Below are 16,429 nucleotides of genomic sequence, written 5' to 3'. Positions count from 1 at the left end.
ATGCCGGCCGGTCCTCCCCGCCGAAACTCGGAGCCATGCCCCTGCACGCGCCGCACCTTACCCTCCACTCTCCGGCCGCCGCGACGGATCCCGGACGGAACCGGCTCTGGCGCGCCGCCCTGCCCGAACTGCTGGCCGAACTCGGAACCACCCCAGCCGGCCTCGGCAACGAAGAAGCCCGGCGGCGCCTTCTACAGTTTGGACCCAACGACGCCGCGGCGGAGCGCCGCCGGCCGTTCTGGCTCCGCCTCATCGGCCGGCTCGCCAATCCGCTGGTGGTCATGCTGCTGGTCGCCAGCGCCCTTTCCGCCGCCGCCGGCGACGTGGCCAGCTTCGTCATCGTCGCGGTCATCGTGCTGTTCAGCATGCTGCTCGACTTCTTCCAGGAGAGTCGCGCCGCCAATGCCGTCGAAACCCTGCGCCGGTCGGTCGCGGTCTCCGCCGCGGTCCGGCGCGACGGACAGGCCACCACGCTGCCGGTCGATCGGCTGGTCCCCGGCGACGTGATCGCGCTTTCCGCCGGCGATCTCGTTCCGGCGGATTGCCGGCTCCTCGAAGCCAAGGATCTCTTCGTCAACCAGGCGCTGCTGACCGGCGAGCCCTATCCGGTCGAGAAACAGGCGACCGGGGGCGCAGGCGGCACCGCGACGGCGGCCTTCACCGACGCGGCCAATGCGCTGTTCGCCGGCACCTCGGTGATCAGCGGCACCGCGACCGCGCTGGTGGTGCATACCGGGGGCGCCACCGCCCTCGGCGCGCTCGCCAGCAACCTGGCGCAGAAGCCGCCCGCCACCGACTTCGAGCTCGGCGTCCGGCATTTCGGCATGCTGGTGTTGCGGATCGCGGTCGCGATGGTGCTGTTCGTGCTGGTGGTCAACATCGCCTTCGACCGGCCGGTGCTGGATTCCCTGCTGTTCGCCCTGGCGCTCGCGGTCGGGCTGACGCCCGAGCTGCTGCCGATGGTCACCACCGTCACGCTGGCCCGGGCGGCGCTGGAACTCGCCAAGCGCAAGGTCATCGTGAAACGGCTGGCCGCAATCCACGACCTCGGCGCGATCGACGTGTTGTGCACCGACAAGACCGGGACGCTGACCGAGGCCCGCATCGATCTCGTCCGCTGCATCGACGGCTTCGGCACCGAAAGCGCCAGGGCCTTCCTGCTCGCCGCGGTCAACAGCCGTTGCGAGAGCGGCTTCAAGAGCCCGCTCGACGCCGCGATCCTTGCGGCCAAGCCGCCGGCCAGCGCCGCGGAATGGCGCAAGCTCGACGAAGCGCCCTTCGACTTCGAGCGCCGCCGCGTCTCCATCCTGGCCGAGCATGACGGCGAGCGCCGTCTCATCGTCAAGGGCGCGCCGGAGGAGATCCTGAAGCTGTCGAACCGCGCCGTCGCGGCAGACGGAACGACCCTCGATCTCGACGCGGCCACCCGCGCGAGGATCGCCGCGACCTTCACCGCGCTGAGCCGCGACGGCCAGCGCGCGCTCGGCATCGCCAGCCGCATCGTGCCGCCGGACCATCTCTCGGCCTCCACCGCCGACGAGAGCGAGCTCGTCTTCGACGGCTTCGCCGTCTTCCTCGATCCGCCGAAAAGCAGCGCCGGCGAGACCATCCGCGCGCTGTCGGCGGGCGGGGTCGCGGTCAAGGTGCTGACCGGCGACAACGAGCAGGTGGCGCGCCATGTCTTTGCCGAACTCGATCTTCCCGTCACCGGCTGCATCGACGGCGACGCGCTCAACCATCTCTCCCAGGAAGCGCTGCTGGCCCGGTTGCCGCAAGTCAATCTGCTCTGCCGGCTGAACCCGCAGCAAAAGCTGCGCTGCCTGTTGGCGCTGAAGCGTCTCGGCCATGTGGTCGGATACTTGGGCGACGGCATCAACGACGCGCCGGCTTTGCATGCCGCCGACGTGGGAATCTCGGTCGACGGCGCGGCCGATGTCGCGCGCGCCGCGGCCGATCTCATCCTGCTGGAGCACGATCTCTCGGTGCTGCGCGAAGGCGTGCTCTACGGCCGCCGCACCGTCCGCAACGTCGCGAAATACGTGTTGATGGGCAGCAGCTCCAATTTCGGCAACATGCTCAGCATGGCGCTGGCCGCGGTGCTGCTGCCGTTCCTGCCGATGCTCCCGGTCCAGGTGCTGCTCAACAACCTGATCTACGACCTCTCGCAGACCGCCCTGCCGTTCGACGAAGTCGATCCGGAAGCGACCGAACGGCCGGCGCGCTGGGACAACCACCTGGTCGCGCGCTTCATGCTGGTGTTCGGGCCGCTGAGCTCGGTCTTCGACCTTCTCACCTTCTATACGCTGTTCGTGCTGTTCGCGGCCGGCGAAGCGCTGTTCCAGACCGGCTGGTTCGTGGAATCGCTCGCCACCCAGATCCTGGTCGTGTTTGCAATCCGCACCCGGCGCCCGCTGCTCAAGAGCCGGCCGCATGCGGCGGTGACGGCGACCGCGCTCGGCCTGAGCGCCCTGGCGCTGGTCCTGCCCTATACGCCGGTCGGCGCCTGGTTCGGGCTGGTGCCGCTGCCGGCCTTGTTCTTCGCCTTTCTCGCGGCGGCGGTCGCCGCCTATCTGATCCTGGTCGAAATCGCCAAGCGCTGGTTCTATCGCCGCTTCCGGGCGTGACGGCCGAGCTCGCGGCGCGCCAGCACCAGGCCGGGAATCATTGGCAGCCAGAAGGTGAAACCGCGCAGCAGCAAGGTCGCGGTCAGCGCCGCCGCCACCGACTGGCCCTGGAGATTGAGGGCGGCGGTCGACACCGCCTCGAACGTGCCGAGACCGAGCGGCATCGGCCCGACGGTCGCCGCGACCGAAGCCATGATGAAGCCGGCGAAGGCCTCGGCCGGATCACCGTCGCTGCCGACCGCGTGAAGCATCGCCCAGAGCGTCATGGCGTCGAGCAGAAAGACAACGAGCTGCAGCAACAGCGAGGCGATGAAGGAGACCGGGTCCTTCAGCACCCGGGCCGGCGCCTCGGCCATGGCGTCGACCAGGGTGGAGAGGGCCGGCAGGATTCGCGTCACCAGGGTAAAGGGCCAGACCCTGACCCAGCGCCGCACCAGCAGCACCGCCATCGGCACCGCCAATGCCACCAGCACGAAGGCGCCGGCGCCGGCGATCATCCAACGGTCAAGCACCCGCTCGGCGTAGAGGATTCCGCTCGCGACCGCGACCGCAATGAAATAGGCGGCATAATAGGAGATCATCCCGACCAGCAGGGTCGCCATGGCGATCCCCTTGGGCACGCCGCGGCGATGCAATCCCGCCAGCACCAGCAGGGTGCCGCCGATCCCACCCGTCGGCAGCGCCTGGTCGGTAAAGAGCTTGGCCAGGCCCATCGGCACCAGTGCGAGATAGGGCCGGGGCTGCCCGGCGCGGCGCAGGGTCACCCACCACACACCCGCGGCGGCGAAATAGGTCGCCGCCTGCAGGCCGGCCGCCACCAACAGCCAAAGCGGCTCCGCCTGTCGCGCCAGTTCGGCGAAATGCTCGAGCTCGGTGAAATGCAGCGCGACCAGGATGACGGCGGCCAGGATCAACAGGCCGGTGAGCCAGGCCAGGCCCCTGCGCCAGCCCGGGGGATCCTCGACCGGCTGCTTCGAAACCCCCGTCATCTCGACCCCTAGCGATGCCGCGCCGCCGCGAGAACCGCACCGGCGCCGATCAACATCCCTCCGGCGATCCGATTGCGCAAGCGGCCGCGGGCAGCCAGCAGATGCCGGGCCCGCGCCGCCGCCAGGGCCCAGCTGCCGTCCACCAACACGGCGATCGCCACGAAGGTCGCCGAGAGCAGCATGACCTGCGGCAGGAAAGCGCGCTCGACCGAGACGAACTGCGGGAAGAAAGCGCCATAGAAGAGCAGCGTCTTCGGGTTGGTCATCGACACCAGGAACGCCCGCGTGAACATCGCGCGCCGCGACTTCAGCTCCGGCCTGGTCTTGGTGAGATCCACCGCCGGCGCCCGCCATTCCCTGATTCCGAGATAGACCAGGTAGGCGACGCCGACCCAGCGCAGCAGCTCGAACCAGGCGCCAAGTGCGCCGAGGAGCGGCGTCATGCCGACGGCGACCAGGGCAAGCTGCAGCAGCATGGCCGAGCTGGTCCCGGCGACCGTCAGCAGGCCGTAACGCGCTCCATGCGCCACGCTGTTGGCGACGATCAGTGCGACATTGGGGCCGGGTATGACCATCAGGACGGTGACCGCGGCGATGAAAGCCAAATAGAGACTGAGATCGATCAAGGGACTCTCCTTTGCGTCAGAGGGAAATGCGGCGGGAGCCCGAAATGAAAAACCCCGCCGGATGGGCGGGGCTTGGTGTCGACCAGGTCGGGATCAACCGGTCGGGGCGATCCTCAAATTCCAGCCAGCACAAACGCCGCCGCGTGATGGCGACGTTGCCGTTGGAGCCGGGTGAGAAGCGCGCTGGTCATGGGCCGGGTTTCTACGCCCGCGGCTGCGGAAAAGCAATCGACCATGCGCTATGCTGCGCAGCATGGCCCGCAGCAAAACCTCGCCCCTGTTTCCCGGCATCGGCCCGGTCACCGAGCAAAGGCTGATTGCCGTTGGCGTCGCCGACCTCGCCGCCTTGCGCAAGCTGGGGCCGCCAAGGCCTATCAGCGGCTGAAGTTCCGCTTCGGCAAGGACGTCACCTTGAATGCGCTTTATGGCTTGGAGGCCGTGCTGACCGGACAGCACTGGCGCGCGATCACGCCGGCACGGAAAGCCGAACTGCAGCGCGAAGCGCAAAAATGAAGCTCCACCCGGAAGGGCGGAGCTTGCAGTACGAAGTCCGTACCAGGGTCGTCAGGCCGCTTTGGCGGCCCGCTTGCTCTTCCGCCAGCGCGCGAAGCCGAGCGCGCCGAGCCCGGAGGCGAAGAGCGGCAGAGCGGCCGGAATCGGGGTCGCGGCGACCTGATCGAAATTGGCCGCCGAGAGGCCGGCGAAGGCGCTGTCGGATATGATCGAGATCGATTGCGCGATCAAGCTGGCGAAAGTGAAGCTCAGTGGGGCCTGGCCGGTATAGGTGAAGTCGAGGCTGGTGAGGTGGGTGCCATCGGCCCAGACCTCGAAATTCTCAGTCTGGTCGATGCCCGGGATGTCCGAGTTCTTGACCGTGACCGCGTTCAGCTGGACGTTGAAACCGGCATCCGCGGTCAGGGTGAAGACGTGCGAGCTGCCGTGGAAGCTGGTGGCGAAGACCGCGCCGCCACCATTGGCCGCGCTGACCGTCACTAGGCGCTGGTTCGTGCCGGTATAGTCCGCGACGACATTCGGCGTGAACCCGTTGCCCAGGCCATAGGTGCCGAAGCCGTTCGGATCCGTGGTGTTGTTGACGCGCGAGCCGTAGCAGGGCTGCGTGCTGTTCTCGATGCAGTTCGCGGCACTGCCCGCCGTGTTGCCGAAATCCAGGGTGGTCGCTTGGGCTTCAAGACCGAAGGCACCAACGACGCCGGCCGCCATGAGCAGCCCCAACGCTGTCCGCTTCATCTGCCTCACCGCTTTTAGTTACCTGCCTGCGGAAAAGGTGGCCGATGTCGCAAAGCGACGCCTCCCCCAAATGGGGGTGAACGCGCAGCGTTAACCGTTATTCGGTGGAATGGCTCACCAGCGTCCGTTGCCGGTACGCATATCCTCCGGCTTCAGCAGGATTGGAAACCGCGCACGCAACCTGGCATCGGTCGCGGGATCGATATAGGCGGGGTAGTGCGAGGCCAGGATCTCCTGCGCCCTTGCGCGCGCCGCCTGGCGGATGTCGGGGGAACCACGGCTCTGCCAGCCGTTCATCGAATCGCGGTCGGCGATATGCGGGTAGAGATACTCGGTCTCCATCAGCTCGAGCGTCTTCGGCGAACCCAGATAGTGACCGGGTCCGGCGATCACGCGGGCGATTTCGTCGAAGCTCAGGCTCTCGTCGGTGACGTCGATGCCCTTCAGCACGCGCTGGATGTTGCCGAGCATGTCATTGTCGATGACCATGGCCTCGACCGAGCAGCCGATCAGGCTGGCCATCATGCCGCAGCATTCGTTGACGTAGTTGCCACCGGCGACCGCGGCGAGGGTGACGCTGACGCCTTTCTCATAGCCCGCCTGGGCGTCGATCGCCTTTGCATCGGTCATGCCGGCCCCGACCGAGGAGGGGAGATCGTAGAAGCGGCACATCTGCACCGCGGCCGCGGTGAGCAAAGCCTCCTCGCCGCCACCGCCGGTGAAGGAGCCGGTGCGCAGATCCGATACGAAAGGCCAAATGCCGAAGGAGACCGGCAGGCCCGGCGTGATCAGATTCCCGACGATCAAGGTCACCAAGGTTTCCGCCACGGTCTGCACCAGGGTGCCGGCCAGCGCCGCGGGCGCGGTGGCGCCGGCCTGGGCAGCGATCGCCGGATCAATGCAGAGGCCCAGACGCGCATTCGCCACCATCACCTCGGCATTCTCCTTGCCGAAGCGAAGCGGGGAGACGATCGGGCAGCCGCCGATGACGCAAAACGGGCGTTCGACGAACCGGCCTTCGCCGCCGAGGAAGGCGTCGAAGAAGGCGATCAGCTTGGCGTGGTGTTCGACATTCTCGATCGAGACACCGAAGGATTTCTGCGTCCCGGCCAGGCAGGCATAGGCGACGTTGAAATCCGAAGTGATGCGGTCCGGCATGTCGGTTGCGACGATGGTCTGGCCGAAGCAATGCACATGCTCCAGCCGGTCGGCGAGCCGCGCGAAATCGTAGAGGTCGAGCAGGGTCGAGGGCCGGTACTCGCCGCTGTTGAAGTCGAGCACCTTGATGGCCTCGCCCGCGGTGGCGAAGTTGACATGGCTGCCACCGAGCTCGAGGTCGTGCTCCGGGGTCACGCCATAGGCGGTGTAGCGGCGGCAGGCGATCGCCAGCATGTCCTCGACCAGCGCGCGCGGAAAGCAGAGCCGCCCCTGGTCGTTCAGCCAGCAGCCGCGCGGCTGGGCGACGTCGAGAATCTCTTGAATGGGCTCGCCGACGCCGAGCTTCTCCAGGACGTCGAGCGCCGTGTCGTGGATGCGCCGCATGTCATGCTCGGAGAGCGGCCGATAGGTGCCGCCGGGCATGCCGGGACGGACGGCACCGGCCTTGGGCCCGGACTTCCGCAAGGCGCGACGCGCCGCGCTGCCGCCACGACCCAAACGCCCACCGAGTTCCGAAATGCTGGCAGTATCGGCCATCTGCGCCTCCGCTGAATGAATATTCATTTTAGTCCGGCCATCCAACGGGGTGAAGTCTTGCAAGGTCGCACCCGGCTTTCTATATTTCTAGAAACCTTGTCTAGAAAGGTGGAAAATGGCCCTCAGCATCAAGGACCCGGAGACGGACCAGCTCGCGCGCAGGTTGGCGAAGGCGACTGGACAGAGTCTCACCGATGCGATCAACAGCGCCTTGCGCGACAAGCTGCGCATCATCGAGGGTGATGAGCGGACTGAAGAACAGTTCATCGCGGACGTGATGAAGATTGTCGAGCGATCCGCCAAGCTTCCTGTCCTGGATCCCCGGCCGGCCGATGAAATCATCGGTTACGACGAGAACGGGCTGTTCGGCTGATGGTGATCGATACGTCGGCGGTGCTGGGCATCATGCAAAAGGAAGACGGTGCGCTGCAGTTGCTGCGCAAAATGGCCGCCGCTCCGGTTCGCTACCTATCCGCCGTGAATTTTCTCGAAGCCTTGGTCGTGATGGACAGCCGCCTCGGCCCGCAAGGCGGCGAGGCCGTGGAAGAGTTCGTCGCCGCGACGAATATCCAGATCGTCCCCGTGCGCGTCGAGCATGCCCGCCTCGCCCGCGAGGCCTATCGTCGCTTCGGCAAGGGCAATCACGGCGCGAAACTCAATCTCGCCGACTGCTTTGCTTATGCGCTCGCCAAGGAAATCGGCGAGCCTCTGCTCTTCAAGGGCCATGACTTCTCGAAAACCGACATCCGCGTCGCCTGAGCAGAGACCCCAGCAAATCACGGGTTGAACCATCTGTCCGCACAGCGTTTGATCCAAAGCATACCGCAAAGGATCCGCAATGACCGCTCCCGCGCCGAAGCTAAACCCGGAAAACAAGCTCGGCGAATCCACATCGCCCTATCTGCTGCAGCACCGGTTCAATCCGGTGAACTGGCGGATCTGGGGCGAGGAAGCGCTCAGCGAGGCGCAGCGCGACAACAAGCCGATCCTGCTCTCGGTCGGCTATGCCGCCTGCCATTGGTGCCATGTCATGGCGCATGAGAGCTTCGAGGACGAGGGTATCGCGGCCCTGATGAACAAGCTCTTCGTCAACATCAAGATCGACCGCGAGGAGCGGCCGGATCTCGACACCATCTATCAGCAGGCCTTGGCCTTGCTGGGCCAGCAGGGCGGCTGGCCCTTGACCATGTTCCTGATGCCGGACGGGCGGCCGTTCTGGGGCGGCACCTATTTTCCGAAGGAGGCGCGCTACGGCCGGCCGGGCTTCGGCGACGTGCTGAACTTCGTCTCGGAGATCTTCCACAAGGAACCGCAGAAGGTGATGACCAACGTCACCGCGATCGGCGAGGCGATGCAGAAGCTCTCCACACCGAGAAGCGGCGGCGAGATCGAGGCCGCCTTGCTCGACCAGATCGCCGAGCGGCTGCTGCAGGAGGTCGACCTGGAGAAAGGCGGCATCGGTTCGGCGCCGAAATTCCCGCAACCGGCGATCTTCACCTTGCTCTGGCGCGCCTATAAGCGCTCAGGCCGCGCGGAGTTTCGCCACGCCGTGACCGTGACCCTGACGCAGATGGCCCAGGGCGGGATCTACGATCATCTCGGCGGCGGGCTTGCGCGCTATTCGACCGACGCCGACTGGCTGGTGCCGCATTTCGAGAAGATGCTCTACGACAATGCCGAGTTCATCGCGCTGCTGACCCTGGTCTGGCAGGAGACCAAGGACCCGCTCTACGAGGCCAGGGTGCGCGAGACCATCGACTGGCTCGAGGCCGAAATGTTGACCGGCCCCGACCAGAAGACCAACCGCGCCTTCGCCGCCTCGCTCGACGCCGACTCAGAGGGGGAGGAGGGACGCTTCTACGTCTGGAGCCGTAAGCAGATCGACGCCGCCCTCGGCGACGAGGCCGACTTCTTCTGCGCCCATTACGACGTGACACCCGGCGGCAATTGGGAAGGCCTCTCCATTCTCAACCGCTCGCAAAAACCCGCCCTCCTGGACGAAGCGGGCGAGGCCCGCCTGCTGCGCGCGCGGCAAACCCTGCTCTCCGCGCGGGCCGAGCGCGTGCGCCCGGGCTGGGATGACAAGGTACTGGCCGACTGGAATGGGCTGATGATCGCGGCCCTGGTCGAAGCCGGCCTGGTGTTCGAGGAGCCGCATTGGATCGACCTCGCCCGCGACGCCTTCGCCTTCATCCGCCGGCACATGTTCAAGGACGGGCGGCTCTACCACGCCTGGCGCAAGGACAAGCTGGCGCATCCGGCGACGCTCGACGATCACGCCAATCTCGCCCGCGCGGCGCTGGCGCTCTACGAGGCGACGGCGAAGGTGCAGTATCTCGACGCCGCGCGTGAGCTGACCGCGCTGCTTGACGCCCATTTCTGGGATCCGGCCAGCGGCGGCTATTTCATGACCGCCGACGACACCAAGGACATGGTGGTGCGGCCGAAATCCGCCGCCGACAACGCGGTGCCCAACGGCAACGGCGTCATGGTCGGCGTGCTGGCGCGGCTCTTCCTGCTGACCGGCGAAGCGCGCTTCGAGGAACGCGCGCGCGCCCTGGTCGCGGCCTTCAGCGGCGAGGTCGAGCGCAATTTCTTCCCGCTCTCGACCTTCCTCAACAACGCGGCCTTCCTCGCCAATGCGCTGGAAGTGGTGATCATCGGCGCCCATGACGCACCGGACACGATCGACCTGATCAAGACGGCGATGCGGCATTCGCTGCCCGACCGGCTGCTCCAGGTGGTGCCGCCCGATACCACGCTGCCCGCAGCGCATCCCGCGTCCGGCAAGACCCAGCAGAACGGCAAGGCCACCGCCTATCTCTGCCGGAACCGAAGTTGCGGCTTGCCGATCACCGACCCGAAAGCGCTGGACGCCGCGCTGTCGACGCAGCTGGCGGCGGCGTGACGATCAATGAGTGACCTGGAGCTGCGGCCCGAGCAGGGTCCCGAGGTCGTTCATGCTGGCGACCGAGCCGCCGACGCCGGTCAAGGTCAGGGTTGAAGCCCCGCCGTTCCAGCTGATGACGCAATTGCCGGCGGCAGCCACGGCCGAGAAGCCGGCATCGATCAGGTCCTGGATGTCGTTGCCCGCGCCGTCGAGGACCTGGGTGAAGACCAGCCGGTCGCCTTCGACCAGCTTGAAATCGGTGACCGTGTCCTTGCCGAGCTCGGCGAAGCGGAACTGGAAGGTGTCCGCGCCCGTGCCGCCGGTCATCGTATCATTGCCAGCACCGCCCACGAGCGTATCGCCGCCGCCATTGCCGACCAGGGTGTCGTTGCCGGCACCGCCGGTGAGCGTATCGACGCCGGCGCCGCCGGTCAGCGAATCATTGCCGGCGCCGCCCGTCGCGGACAGCGCCGCGCTGGTTTCCGCCGTGCCGATGACGGTGAGAACGCGGGTGGCCGAGAGCAATGCGCCATCAATGCTAAGGCCCGCGGCATTGGTCGCATCGTTCACAGTGAGCTTGTAGCTGTTGCCGTCGGCGACGGTGATGGTCTCGACATTGGTGAGCGTGGTCGCGCTAAAGACCACGCCTGCCGCGTAGTTCCCGTTGAGACTGAGCGTATCGGCATCGGCGCCGCCGTCGATCCGGTCGGCGGCGGTGAAGAAGCCGCCGAGGGTGAAAGTGTCGCTGCCAGCGCCGCCGCTCAAGGTATCATTGCCGGCCCCGCCGGTGAATTTGTCAGCCCCGGCACCGCCGGTGATCGTGTCATTGCCGGCACCGCCGATGGCCGTCAGGGCCGCGCTAAGCTCGGCGCCCCCGTCGAGAGTCAGCGCATTGGCGGCGGCCAGGGCAGCGGCATTCACCGTGAGGCCGCTGCCGTTGGTCGCGTCATCCAGGGTCAGCCTGTAGCTGTTGCCCGCCGCGACGGAGATGGTCTCGACATTCCTGACCGTCGTCGCGCCGAGAACGACCCCCGCGCTGTAGTTGCCGGAGAGGGTCAGCGTATCGGTGTCCGCGCCGCCGTCGATCTGGTCGAGCGCGGTCAGGTTCGTCCCGAGCGCAATCGTGTCATTCCCCGCGCCGCCATCGACGACATCGTCGCCGGCGCCGGTAGTCAACAGGTCGTTGCCGGCGCCGCCGCTCAGCACGTCCGATCCGGCGCCGCCGGTGAGCACGTCGTTGCCGGCACCGCCGGTCGCAGCCAGTGACGCACTGGTCTCGGCCGCGCCGTTCACCGTGAGGACACGCGTGGCGCCGAGCAGCGAGCCGTCGATGCTGAGCCCGGCTGCATTGGTCGCATCGTTCAAGGTAAGCTTGTAGCTGTTGCCGTCGGCGACAGTGATGGTCTCGACATTGGCGAGCGTGGTCGCGTTGAAGACGATGCCGGCTGCATAGTTGCCGTTGAGGCTGAGCTTGTCCTGGTCCGCGCCGCCGTCGATCTGGTCCGCCGCGGTGAAGCTGCCGCCGAGGATGAAACTGTCGGCCCCAGCATTGCCGCTCAAGCTATCGATGCCGCCACCCGCGGTGATCACATCCGCTCCGGCGCCGCCGGTGATCACGTCATTGCCGGCGCCGCCGGTCACGATCAGCGCCGCGCTGATCTCCGCCGAACCATCCAGGGTCAGCACGGCGGTCGCGGCGAGGGCGGCGGCATTGACCGTGAGGCCGGTGCCGTTCGTGGCGTCGTCCAGCGTGAACTTGTAGCTGTTGCCAGCCGCCAGCGTGAGCGTCTCGACATTGGTCAGGGTCGTCGCGCTAAAGACGACGCCGGCACCGTAGCTACCGGACAGCGTGACCGTGTCGTTGCCGGCACCGCCGTCGATCTGGTCCGCCGCGGTCAGGTTTGCGGCCAGCACTATGGTGTCATTGCCGCTGCCGCCATCCACCAAGTCGTTGCCAGCGCCGGTGGTCAACTTGTCATTGCCGTCGCCACCCTTCAGCAAGTCCGAGCCGGCGCCGCCGGTCAGCACGTCGTCTCCGGCGCCGCCGCTGAGCAGCAGAGCCGCCGCGGTCTCCGCAGCGCCGTTGACCGTCAGCACCTGGCTCGCGGCGAGCGCACTGCCGTCGATGGCGAGCGATGCCGTCGCGTTGGCATCGTTCAGGGTGAATTTGTAGCTGTTGCCGGCGGCGAGCGCGATCGCCTCGACGTTGACAATGGTCGTCGCCATGAAGGTGAGGCCGGCAGAGTAGTTGCCGTTGAGCTTCAGGATGTCGCTGTCCGCACCGCCATCGAGCTTGTCCGTCGCCAGCAGATTGGCGCCGAGATCGAGCACGTCATCGCCGGCGCCGCCTTGCAGCGTATCGATACCGGCGCCGGAGATCAGCAGGTCGTTGCCGGCGCCGCCCTGCAGGATGTCCGCCCCCGCGCCGCCGACCAGCATGTCATCACCGGCGCCGCCGCGGGCGGTCAGCGCCGCACTCGTCTCCGCCGCGCCGTTCAGGGATAGTGTGTCCACCGCGCCGAGGGCGGAACCATCGACCGTGAGCCCAACCGCATTGTTGGCATTGTCCAGGGTCAGTCCATAATCATGGCCGGTCGCGAGCTGGATGGTCTCGACATTGGTGACCGTGGTCGCCGTCAGCGTCAGGCCGGCATAATCGCCGTCCAGCAACAGGGTGTCGGTGTTGGCGCCGCCGTCGATCCTGTCCGCGACGGAAAGGTCGGCCCCGAGATACAGGGTGTCGTTGCCATTGCCGCCGGAGAGCGTGTCCGTGCCGGCACCGGCCCGCAGCAGATCGGTGCCGCTACCGCCGGTCAGCACGTCATCGCCGGCACCGCCCAGCATCGTGTCGTTGCCGCTGCCGCCGATCGCGGTGAGCGCGGCGCCGGCCTCGGCGCTGCCGTCGAGATAGAGCGCGTTGGCCGCGACCAGGGCCGCGCCGTTGACCGTCAGGCCCAGGGCGTTGGTCGCGTCGTTGAGGATCAGCTTGTAGCTGAAGCCGTTGGCGAGCGTGACGGTCTCGACATTGTTGATCGTGGCCGCCCCGAACGTGACACCGGCGCTGTAATTGCCGTTGAGCGTGACCGTGTCGGTGCCGCTGCCGCCATCGATCGCGTCCGCCGCGGTCAAGTTGCCGGCGAGCACGATGGTGTCGTTGTCGGTGCCGCCGCTCACCCTGTCCATGCCGGCGCCGGTGGTGATCGTATCGTTGCCCGCGCCGCCGGAGAGCACATCGTCGCCGCCGCCGCCGCCGATGGTATCGTTCGCGGCACCGCCCAGCAGGGTCAAAGCGGCGCCGGTCTCGGCCGCGCCGTCGATGATCATCACCTGGCCGGCGATGAGCGCGGTGCCGTCGACCTTCAGCGCGGTCGTCGCCGTCGCGTCATTCAGCACCAGCTTGTAGCTGCTGCCGATGAGCTCGATCTGCTCCACGTTGGTGATGGTGGTGGCACTCAGCGTCACGCCGACGACGTAGTTTCCGTCCAGCCTGACGATGTCGAAATCAGCGCCGCCATCGATCTTATCCACCGCCGTGAGGCCGGCGTTCAGGGTGATGACGTCATCGCCGGCCGCGCCCGAGAGCATGTCATTGCCGGCGCCCGAGGTCAGCGCATCGGCCCCGGCACCGCCGGTCAGCGTGTCGTTGCCGCTGCCGCCGATCAAGACATCGTCCCCGGCGCCACCGGTCGCATTCAGCAGCGACGCGGTTTCCGCAGCGCCGTCGAATACCAACCGGTTGCCGGCGGCGAAAGCCGAGGCATCGACCTTGATCCCGGTCGTGTTGTTGGCATCGGTGAGCTTCAGGTTGTAGTCGTGACCGGCGGCGAGGAGGAAGGTCTCGACATTGGTGACCGTGGTCGCGTCGAACACCACGCCCGCGCCGTAATCGCCGTCCAGCTTCAAGCTGTCGGCGTTGGCGCCGCCGTCGATCTTGTCCGCCGCATCCAGGCCGGCGCCGAGATCCAGGACGTCGTTGCCGTTGCCGCCGGCGAGCCTGTCGGTCCCGCTCCCCGCGATCAGCCTGTCGTCGCCGTTGTTGCCGGTCAGCACGTCATTGCCGGCATTGCCGGAGAGCAGGTCCTTGCCGGCGCCGCCGGTGAGCACGTCGTCGCCGGCGCCGCCCGTGGCGGAGAGAGCGGCGGCGGTCTCCGCCGTGCCGATGACGGTGAGGCTGTTGGGTGCCGCCAGCGCGGAACCCTCGAGGACGAGGCCCGTCGTGTTGCTGGCGTCGCTCAAGGTGAGCTTGTAGCTGTTGCCGGCAGCGAGGGCGATCGCCTCGACATTCACCAGCGTGGTCGCCGTGAAGGTGACGCCCGCCGCGTAGTTGCCGTCGAGCGCGAGCGTATCGGTGTCGGCGCCGCCGTCGATCTTGTCCGCCGCGGTGAGATTGCCGGCCAGTAGCAGGCGATCGTTCCCGGCACCGCCGCTCAGCGTGTCGTTGCCGGTTCCCGCCGTCAGCACATCCGCGCCGGCATTGCCGGTCAGCGTGTCGTTGCCCGCGCCGCCGTCGAGCTGGTCCGAACCACCGCCACCGGTCAGCGCGTCGTTCCCGGCGCCGGCCTCGGCGATCAGCGCCGCGCTGGTCTCCGCGGCACCATTCAGGGTGAGCACATTGCTCGCGGTCAGCGTCTTGCCGTCGACCGTCAGCGAGACCGCGTTATTCGCATCCGCAAGGGTAAGCTTGTAGCTGTTGCCGGCCTTGAGCTCGATGCGCTCGACCTCGCTCAAGGTGGTCGCGGCGAAGATGACCCCCGCCGCGTAGTTGCCGTCGAGCTTCAGGATGTCGTTGCCGCTGCCGCCGGTCAGCGTATCCGCCGCGGTCAGATTGCCGGCGAGGTCGAATATGTCATCGCCGGCACCGCCATCGGCGCTGTCGATGCCGCTGCCGGTGGCCAGCGTATCGTTGCCATCGCCGCCGAGCAGCGCGTCGTCGCCGGAACCCCCTTGCAGAAAATCGTCGTCGTCGCCGCCCGAAAGGGTGTCGCTGCCGCTCGCGCCGAACAGCCGGTCCTCGCCGCCGAGGCCGGAGAGCTGGCCCGCGGCGCCGGCCTGCAGCACCAGGGCTTCGTCATTGCCGGTGCCGGTCGCATTGCCGGCGACCACCGTCTCCGGCATCACGCGGATCGAAAGCGTCGCCGTGTCGCTGCGGCCGTCGCCGTTCACCAGGGTGTAGGTGAAGAGATCGAGCGCGCCGTTCGGCAAGGCGGCGAGATCCGTGACCGAACCCACCGTTCGCTGGTAGCCGACGCCGCCATCGGCCGCGACATGCAACTTTCCAAACTGGCCGGCGACGTCGACGCCCGAAGCTGTGACCGGAATCGCGGCGCCGATCCCCGCCGCTTCAGTGACTCTGCCGCCGGCCGTGAGATCCGGCGCGCCGCCCCATCCGGCGATCACATTGCCGGTGCCGAGCCCACGCAGCACGCCACCGGCATCGTCCTTCGCCTCGAAGGGACCCGGCGCAAGCGTCGGCAGGGTGGGACCGTTGCTGGTCCGCGCCAGGTTGATGTCCTCGAAATCCGGCACCTGCGATCCGGTGCCGCGCAATGTCGAGCTTCCATCGAAGCCCGCATCCTCACGGCCGGTACCGACGGAGCGGAAGCTGCGCAGCAGCGTTCCCGAGACGGGATCGAAGACGGTGAGCAGCGCGCCGCCGAAATACGGCGGCTTCACCCCGGCGGTGGCGAACGCCGCCGGTGGCGGCGGCGGCTCCGGCGCATCGGTCAGGATGATCTCGTTCCCGGGCCGGATCTCGGGCGTCTCCAGCGCCAGGGTATCGCCGCGGGGATCGAGCACGGTCGGCGCCCTGCCGGCCAGCAGCGCCGGCCCATAGCCTTCGATGACCACAAGCTGGTCGCCGGATTGCAGGTAGAGATCGCCGTCGCGCAAGGCGATCGTCGCCGCGGCCAAGGTGAAGGGCAGCTCGACCACCTGACCCGGCTGGGCGGTCAGGATGCGCGGGACGACATTCGGCGTTCCGTCCGGGCCAAGGGCAGGGGCCGCCGTCGGGCTCTTCGGCTCCGGCGCTGCATCTTCGGTATTCGGTGCGACCCCCGTCATGCCCGATCGCCCGGCCAAGCTGCTCCGCCTTCGCGTAACCCCCCGCGAAATAACGGTTTTCGGCCGGCCGCTGTCTCCCCGTTTCGACCCCCGCGTTAACAGCGCGATCCACGTGTTAACGATTTATTAAGCATAGAGTTTACCGGGGCTGGAAAGGATGGACAAGCCGAGTCGAGACTTAATTCCCGACGTTAGCCATGAAGTCTCAGCGCGGAATTTGAGGCTCGACGCCCGAAGTCGACGCCAAAATCCCCCCGATTTGTCACCGCACGCCCGAATTTCGCCTCAAGATCGCCC

The 16,429-nt window shown here is 67.3% G+C and carries 10 protein-coding genes; 5 read left to right on the top strand and 5 right to left on the bottom strand.

Annotation, left to right across the window (positions count from 1 at the left end; translation table 11 throughout):
- The first annotated feature begins 35 nt into the window (after positions 1–35).
- Positions 36–2,624: a magnesium-translocating P-type ATPase gene (mgtA, locus tag ACYQ4T_RS16425; RefSeq protein WP_459856249.1), complete on the top strand. Its 2,589-nt coding sequence runs from the start codon at positions 36–38 to the stop codon at positions 2,622–2,624.
- Here mgtA and ACYQ4T_RS16420 read toward each other — a convergent pair.
- Together ACYQ4T_RS16420 and ACYQ4T_RS16415 are read right to left on the bottom strand one after the other, a co-directional pair.
- Entirely contained in the window at positions 2,603–3,613 is a 1,011-nt protein-coding gene (locus tag ACYQ4T_RS16420; protein ID WP_459856247.1) for a lysylphosphatidylglycerol synthase transmembrane domain-containing protein, read from the bottom strand. The two genes, mgtA and ACYQ4T_RS16420, sit on opposite strands and share 22 nt — an antisense overlap.
- Before the next feature lie 8 nt (positions 3,614–3,621).
- Positions 3,622–4,239, bottom strand: coding sequence for a LysE family translocator (locus ACYQ4T_RS16415; RefSeq protein WP_459856244.1), 618 nt, complete (start codon positions 4,237–4,239; stop codon positions 3,622–3,624).
- Between the two features lie 171 nt (positions 4,240–4,410).
- Here ACYQ4T_RS16415 and ACYQ4T_RS16410 point away from each other — a divergent pair, with 171 nt between their 5' ends.
- Positions 4,411–4,752, top strand: coding sequence for a TfoX/Sxy family DNA transformation protein (locus ACYQ4T_RS16410; RefSeq protein ID WP_459856241.1), 342 nt, complete (start codon positions 4,411–4,413; stop codon positions 4,750–4,752).
- A 51-nt stretch (positions 4,753–4,803) separates the two neighbouring features.
- On the opposite strand, the gene ACYQ4T_RS16405 is transcribed toward ACYQ4T_RS16410, so the two are convergent.
- Entirely contained in the window at positions 4,804–5,487 is a 684-nt protein-coding gene (locus tag ACYQ4T_RS16405) for a hypothetical protein (protein WP_459856239.1), read from the bottom strand.
- A 114-nt stretch (positions 5,488–5,601) separates the two neighbouring features.
- Positions 5,602–7,182, bottom strand: a complete 1,581-nt coding sequence (locus tag ACYQ4T_RS16400; protein ID WP_459856236.1) for a trimethylamine methyltransferase family protein — start codon at positions 7,180–7,182, stop codon at positions 5,602–5,604.
- Positions 7,183–7,297: 115 nt separating this feature from the next.
- Between ACYQ4T_RS16400 and ACYQ4T_RS16395 the strand changes: the two genes are divergently transcribed.
- The 3 genes from ACYQ4T_RS16395 (at position 7,298) to ACYQ4T_RS16385 (ending at position 10,090) form a co-directional block, all read left to right on the top strand.
- Positions 7,298–7,555 (top strand): type II toxin-antitoxin system VapB family antitoxin, encoded by a 258-nt coding sequence (locus ACYQ4T_RS16395; protein ID WP_459856234.1) that lies wholly within the window; start codon positions 7,298–7,300, stop codon positions 7,553–7,555.
- Positions 7,555–7,941, top strand: coding sequence for a type II toxin-antitoxin system VapC family toxin (locus ACYQ4T_RS16390; RefSeq protein WP_459856231.1), 387 nt, complete (start codon positions 7,555–7,557; stop codon positions 7,939–7,941). Before ACYQ4T_RS16395 ends, ACYQ4T_RS16390 begins: the two co-directional genes overlap by 1 nt.
- Positions 7,942–8,020: 79 nt before the next feature.
- A complete protein-coding gene (locus ACYQ4T_RS16385) occupies positions 8,021–10,090 on the top strand; it encodes a thioredoxin domain-containing protein (RefSeq protein ID WP_459856229.1) in 2,070 nt (689 codons plus the stop codon).
- Positions 10,091–10,093: 3 nt separating this feature from the next.
- On the opposite strand, the gene ACYQ4T_RS16380 is transcribed toward ACYQ4T_RS16385, so the two are convergent.
- Positions 10,094–16,132: a beta strand repeat-containing protein gene (locus ACYQ4T_RS16380; RefSeq protein WP_459856227.1), complete on the bottom strand. Its 6,039-nt coding sequence runs from the start codon at positions 16,130–16,132 to the stop codon at positions 10,094–10,096.
- Positions 16,133–16,429: the final 297 nt, after the last annotated feature.

This window comes from Dongia sp. agr-C8 (assembly GCF_054658695.1).
Note: the sequence above shows the minus strand (reverse complement) of the source record. Positions and strands in the feature narration are given on the sequence as shown.

Coding starts and splice junctions, on each gene's coding strand:
- ACYQ4T_RS16380 (WP_459856227.1), bottom strand. CDS start 16,132: ATGACGGGGGTCGCACCGAATACCGAAGATGCAGCGCCGGAGCCGAAG.
- ACYQ4T_RS16420 (WP_459856247.1), bottom strand. CDS start 3,613: ATGACGGGGGTTTCGAAGCAGCCGGTCGAGGATCCCCCGGGCTGGCGC.
- ACYQ4T_RS16400 (WP_459856236.1), bottom strand. CDS start 7,182: ATGGCCGATACTGCCAGCATTTCGGAACTCGGTGGGCGTTTGGGTCGT.
- ACYQ4T_RS16395 (WP_459856234.1), top strand. CDS start 7,298: ATGGCCCTCAGCATCAAGGACCCGGAGACGGACCAGCTCGCGCGCAGG.
- ACYQ4T_RS16405 (WP_459856239.1), bottom strand. CDS start 5,487: ATGAAGCGGACAGCGTTGGGGCTGCTCATGGCGGCCGGCGTCGTTGGT.
- mgtA (WP_459856249.1), top strand. CDS start 36: ATGCCCCTGCACGCGCCGCACCTTACCCTCCACTCTCCGGCCGCCGCG.
- ACYQ4T_RS16390 (WP_459856231.1), top strand. CDS start 7,555: ATGGTGATCGATACGTCGGCGGTGCTGGGCATCATGCAAAAGGAAGAC.
- ACYQ4T_RS16385 (WP_459856229.1), top strand. CDS start 8,021: ATGACCGCTCCCGCGCCGAAGCTAAACCCGGAAAACAAGCTCGGCGAA.